5 protein-coding genes are annotated in these 4,408 nt (G+C 62.8%); 2 read left to right on the top strand and 3 right to left on the bottom strand.

Annotated elements, in window-relative coordinates; genetic code table 11:
- Positions 1-83: 83 nt before the first annotated feature.
- Entirely contained in the window at positions 84-815 is a 732-nt protein-coding gene (locus VIW95_RS00905; protein WP_331583064.1) for a CDP-alcohol phosphatidyltransferase family protein, read from the top strand.
- On the top strand, positions 816-2,606 hold the full coding sequence (locus VIW95_RS00900; protein WP_331583062.1) for a hypothetical protein: 1,791 nt from the start codon (positions 816-818) through the stop codon (positions 2,604-2,606).
- 3 nt (positions 2,607-2,609) lie between these two features.
- Here VIW95_RS00900 and VIW95_RS00895 read toward each other — a convergent pair whose 3' ends face one another.
- From VIW95_RS00895 to VIW95_RS00885, 3 genes are all read right to left on the bottom strand, one after another.
- Positions 2,610-3,542, bottom strand: coding sequence for a P-loop NTPase (locus VIW95_RS00895; protein ID WP_331583060.1), 933 nt, complete (start codon positions 3,540-3,542; stop codon positions 2,610-2,612).
- Positions 3,543-3,665: 123 nt separating this feature from the next.
- Positions 3,666-4,118, bottom strand: a complete 453-nt coding sequence (locus VIW95_RS00890; protein WP_331583057.1) for a TraR/DksA family transcriptional regulator — start codon at positions 4,116-4,118, stop codon at positions 3,666-3,668.
- A 24-nt stretch (positions 4,119-4,142) separates the two neighbouring features.
- The coding region (locus VIW95_RS00885; RefSeq protein WP_331583055.1) for a TRAM domain-containing protein at positions 4,143-4,408 on the bottom strand (266 nt) is incomplete at its 5' end.

Genomic DNA, 4,408 nt, shown 5'->3' with positions numbered 1-4,408 from the left:
GCTCGAGGAATACTTCGGGCCGCGCGATTACAAGCCGGACAAATGACTTGACCTCATCAGGCGCAGCCGGAAGTTTGGCGCGGATGCTCCCGAGGCAGAAATTTCTCACGGCCTGCGCGTGGGGCGTACATCTATATACCGCGCTCGGCGCGGCGCTCGGCTTGCTTGCGATCTTTTTCGCCTCGCGCGGCGACTTCCGCGCCTCATTCCTCGCGATGGGCGCGGCGACGATCATCGATTGTAGCGACGGTCCGCTCGCCCGCTGGCTGATGGTCAAGATTCGCGTGCCGAGCTTCGACGGCGCGCTGCTCGACAATATCGTCGACTACCTCACCTACACGGTGGCGCCGGTGTTCCTGATGCTGGAGGCCGGAATCATCCCGGATTCGCGATGGGGCCTGGCGCTGGCGTGTTTCGTCATGCTCGCGAGCGTGTACGGCTTCTGTCACACCGAAGCGAAAACCCCGGACCACTACTTCCTCGGCTTCCCGAATTATTGGAACCTCGTCGCGTTCTATCTCTACTGTCTCGGCAGCGGCACCGTGTTCAACGTCGCCGTGCTGCTGCTGCTCGCCGTGATGGTGTTCATGCCGCTCAAGTACATTTATCCAAATCGAACGGTGCCGCTCCGTCCGATCACACTCACGCTCGGAGTCATCTGGGGTTTCCTGACGATCGCATCGCTGCTGATGCTGCCGACGATCAATCCCATCATGTTGTGGGCGGGGCTGAGTTACATCGCCTACTACTTCATCGCGTCGTTCGTGCTTCACGCACGTTTCGCGCTCAAGTCCCATCGAGCCGCATCGACTTGAATGGCTGAGTCCGGGCTTCATACCGCAAGCGCAGCCTCCGAGTCATGGCTCGAGGTGATCGATTCGGATTCTCCCCTGCTGCTTATTGCGCCGCACGGCGGACGCGCCGAGCCGCGCACGCGCTCGATGCTGAATCCCAAGGTCAACGACCTTCATACCGCCGACATCACGCGTGGACTTGCGGAGCGGCTCGGCGCGTCGGCGTTGATCAACGTCGCGATGGATCGCAATCGGCTCGACTGCAACCGGCTCTCGCAAATAATCGAGCGCGCTCCGTGGCTGCTCGAAATGATCGCGGAGCGCGTCAAGGCGATCGTCGCACGTCACGGCCGCATCACGGTGCTGCTGATCCACGGATGGAACATCATTGAGCCGCGCCTCGATTTCGGACTCGGGCTTCGAAATTCCGGCGGCGAACTCTGCCCGCCCGGCTCCGCCTGCGTTTCCGCCTGCGACGATTTCATTAACGGCCCGCTTGGAGAGCTCGCCGAACGCCTGCATCGCCACGGGATCAAACCAACCTATGGCATGCGCTATCCGGGAGGCGGTCTGCAAAATCTGTTGCAGGCATTCACCACGCGTCATCGCGAGAGTCCGCATGCGCCGCTCAGATCGATTTCCGAAACTGCGATGCGCGGTGTGATCGACGCGGCCCAACTCGAGTTGTCGGTCGCGCTAAGGATGCCCGGCGAGTTTCGCTCGCGATGCGAAGACGCAATCGCCGAAGTGTTTTCAGGAAAGGGCGATTCACAGGTTGCTCGTTCCGCCAACGTGATAAATCGCACGCCGCGCCCGACAGTCGCCAAATCCGAAATCGGCGCCGCCGCGACAGTGGCAGCGCCCGGCCGCGTTGGCCTCGAATTTTACGATCCCGCGGCACACTTCGGTGCGATGGCGAGCTTCGACGTCGGCGGCGCCGGCATGGGCGCGCGAATCATGATGCTGTTCGATCACCATCGCGCGGCGTTGTTCACCGCCGAAGGCCGTCCGACGCGTTCCGCGAGCGCCGTCACTCACGGCCCGCTCTCTATGCGGCGCGACGGCGAGTCGATCGTGCTTTCATTCCACGGACCCGCTGTTATCGTCCCCAACGCGACCGCCTACCTCAGCATCGAACGCGCGCTAGCTTCGGGCCGGCTCGACGGCGAGACGAAAGTGGAGATGCGTTTCGAAATCGATCGGGCCGGCGGCGAGTTCGACTTCGATTGGATTCTGTCTTCGCCCGGCAGTGCCGCGGACACCCTGTCGTCAAGCGTCGCGTTCGGCCGCATCTCAGGAAGAATCTGCATCGACGGCGTCGAGCGGGAGCTGAACTGCTTTGCGCGCGCGGGAATTTCGTTCACCGGGCTGGGACCGCAAAAGTTCTCCGCGCGCCGGATGATTTGGGCGTGCTTCGAAGACGAACAAGCGCCGCGCGCGCTTGAAGCGCGGCACGCCGTAATCGGCGACGCGCCGCCAAGTCAAAGCGCCAGGATTCTCAACCCCGGCGGATGGTCGCCGTGCGAGCTGCGCAATCTCACGATCGAAACGCCGTCAGTTGAGGAACCGCCGCATCGTATTTTCGCGTCGTTGATACGCGCAGACGACTCCTCGTGCGAACTCGAAGGCAGCGTCGAATGCTTCATTCCGCTATCGCGCCCCGGGCCCGAGCAATCGCGCATCTACACGACACTCGGATTCGCAAGCTTCCGCAGCGACGCTCACCGCGGGGCGGGGATGTTTGAATATTCGCGCGCCGCCGACTCGGTACTGACCGCCTCCGACGAGAGCGATGACCCGGATAGCGATTGAGAATCAGCTCGTGGGCGTATTTAGCGCGCGAGCGCGCACTGCGACGATCGCCTCGATCTGAGCGGCGATATCGGCGAGCACTTTGCCGGTCGGGGTGGACGCGTACTCGCGGACGAACAGCACGCCGCGATCGGTGCTGTCCGCCAGGCGCGGTTCAAAGCCGAGCCGCCCGATTATCGGCACCGCAGCCTCGCGTGCGACTCCGTTGAGATCGCCTTCCGGCCACAACGGCCGCACGGCGCGGCATCCGTCGCAGTTAAAGCCGGCCATATTCTCGACGATGCCGACGATGGGCGCGCCGAATGCGCGCCCGATCTTCATCGCGTGGCGCGCGTCGCTGGCATCGTGTGACGACGGATGACTCAGCAGCAGGACGCCGTCGAGCGCCATCATCGACGCGAGCGCATACAGTCGATCGAGGCCGCTGGCCAGATCGATTATCAACAAGTCCGCGGTTCCGAACTGCGTTTGCGCCAGCATTCGGCTCAGCGCGCCGCGATAGCTCAGCTCCGCGGGACGCGTCGTCACCGGAGCGACCGGCTCTGCGCCGTTTCCATCGACCTGATCGTAGTCCTGCACGAAGCTTATCGGCGGCGGCTCGCCGCCTGGGAGCTGATCGCTTGAAATCACGCGCAAGCCATGCGGCCCTGCGGCGGGCTCAATTCCTTCGATCATCGGGTAGCGCCGCTGCGGTCTCATGCCGAGCATCGCCGCGACGCTGGGTGAATTAAGGTCCGCGTCAACGATCGCGACCTTGCGGCCCTTCGTCGCCCATGCCGCAGCAATATTCACGGCGAGCATGCTCTTGCCGACCCCGCCGCGAGCGCTTGCAAGGGCGATAGTCGCGGCGACGCCGGAAAGATTGGTGCGAATTTGATCGCGAATGCTGGCTGGATCGTCGGATCCGTCGTTATCAATGTCGGAAAATATTCTCATTAAATGGGTATTGGAATTCCGCGGCAGCGAATCCTAACGGTTGGTAAGGACGGCAAGGTGCTGCGCGAGTTGTTCTGGTTAGGATGACTGGTTTGCGGGGCGCGGTAAACAACGCCCGCCAGGCTAGGCGCTGTCGTCGTCGGCGTCGGTCGAGCCGGTCTTGCGATAGGCGTTGGGCTCGTCGTCGAATCGGCGCTGCGATTTAGCCTCGCGCTCCTCGTCCTGCTGACAATCCCGGCACAGGCGCGAAAAGGGCATCGCCTCGAGGCGTTCTTCGGCGATCTCCAATCCGCACGATTCACAGACGCCATAGCTGCCGTCGTCGAGCCGCTCGAGCGCGTCGTCGATCTGCTTGAGCTTGACGCGTTCGCGGTCGGACAGGATGAAGTTGATCTCGCGATCGCGTTCCTCGGACGCGAGGTCGTAAGTATCCATCCCCTCGTCCTTGTTGCCTTCGCGTTCCGCGCGCAATTCCGAATCGATCACGCCGAGCAGTTTGTTTTTGGTTTCGAGCAGTTGTTCGCGCGCTTTGGCGAGGAACTTCTTTCGATCCGCGGCAACTGTGTTCTTCGTCATTGAAATTCTGACTCCGATGTATACTTAGGCGCCGGCGATCGTCGCATGCAGGTCGTAGCTAAGCGCCTTGTCGATTCGGGCACGGACGAACTCGCCCGGCTCCGCGTCGCCCGCAAGAAAAACGGAGCCGTCGATTTCCGGCGCCTGGCCTGAGGTTCGCGCGCGCAGCCGCGTCGAGCGTCCCGCCAGCGGGCCTTCGACCAGCACCTCGACTTCGCGGCCGACCAGCTCGCGATTTTTGGCGAGCGAAATTTCCGACTGGGTCGCCATCAGGCTCGATCGCCGCGCGC

Source organism: Binatus sp. (SeqCode), from assembly GCF_036522015.1.
In the GTDB taxonomy this organism is placed as follows: Bacteria; Desulfobacterota; Binatia; order Binatales; family Binataceae; genus Binatus.
Note: the sequence above shows the minus strand (reverse complement) of the source record. Positions and strands in the feature narration are given on the sequence as shown.

Excerpts from the sequence above, each read along its gene's own strand:
- VIW95_RS00895 (WP_331583060.1), bottom strand. The coding sequence starts at position 3,542 with ATGAGAATATTTTCCGACATTGATAACGACGGATCCGACGATCCAGCC.
- VIW95_RS00890 (WP_331583057.1), bottom strand. The coding sequence starts at position 4,118 with ATGACGAAGAACACAGTTGCCGCGGATCGAAAGAAGTTCCTCGCCAAA.
- VIW95_RS00900 (WP_331583062.1), top strand. The coding sequence starts at position 816 with ATGGCTGAGTCCGGGCTTCATACCGCAAGCGCAGCCTCCGAGTCATGG.
- VIW95_RS00905 (WP_331583064.1), top strand. The coding sequence starts at position 84 with ATGCTCCCGAGGCAGAAATTTCTCACGGCCTGCGCGTGGGGCGTACAT.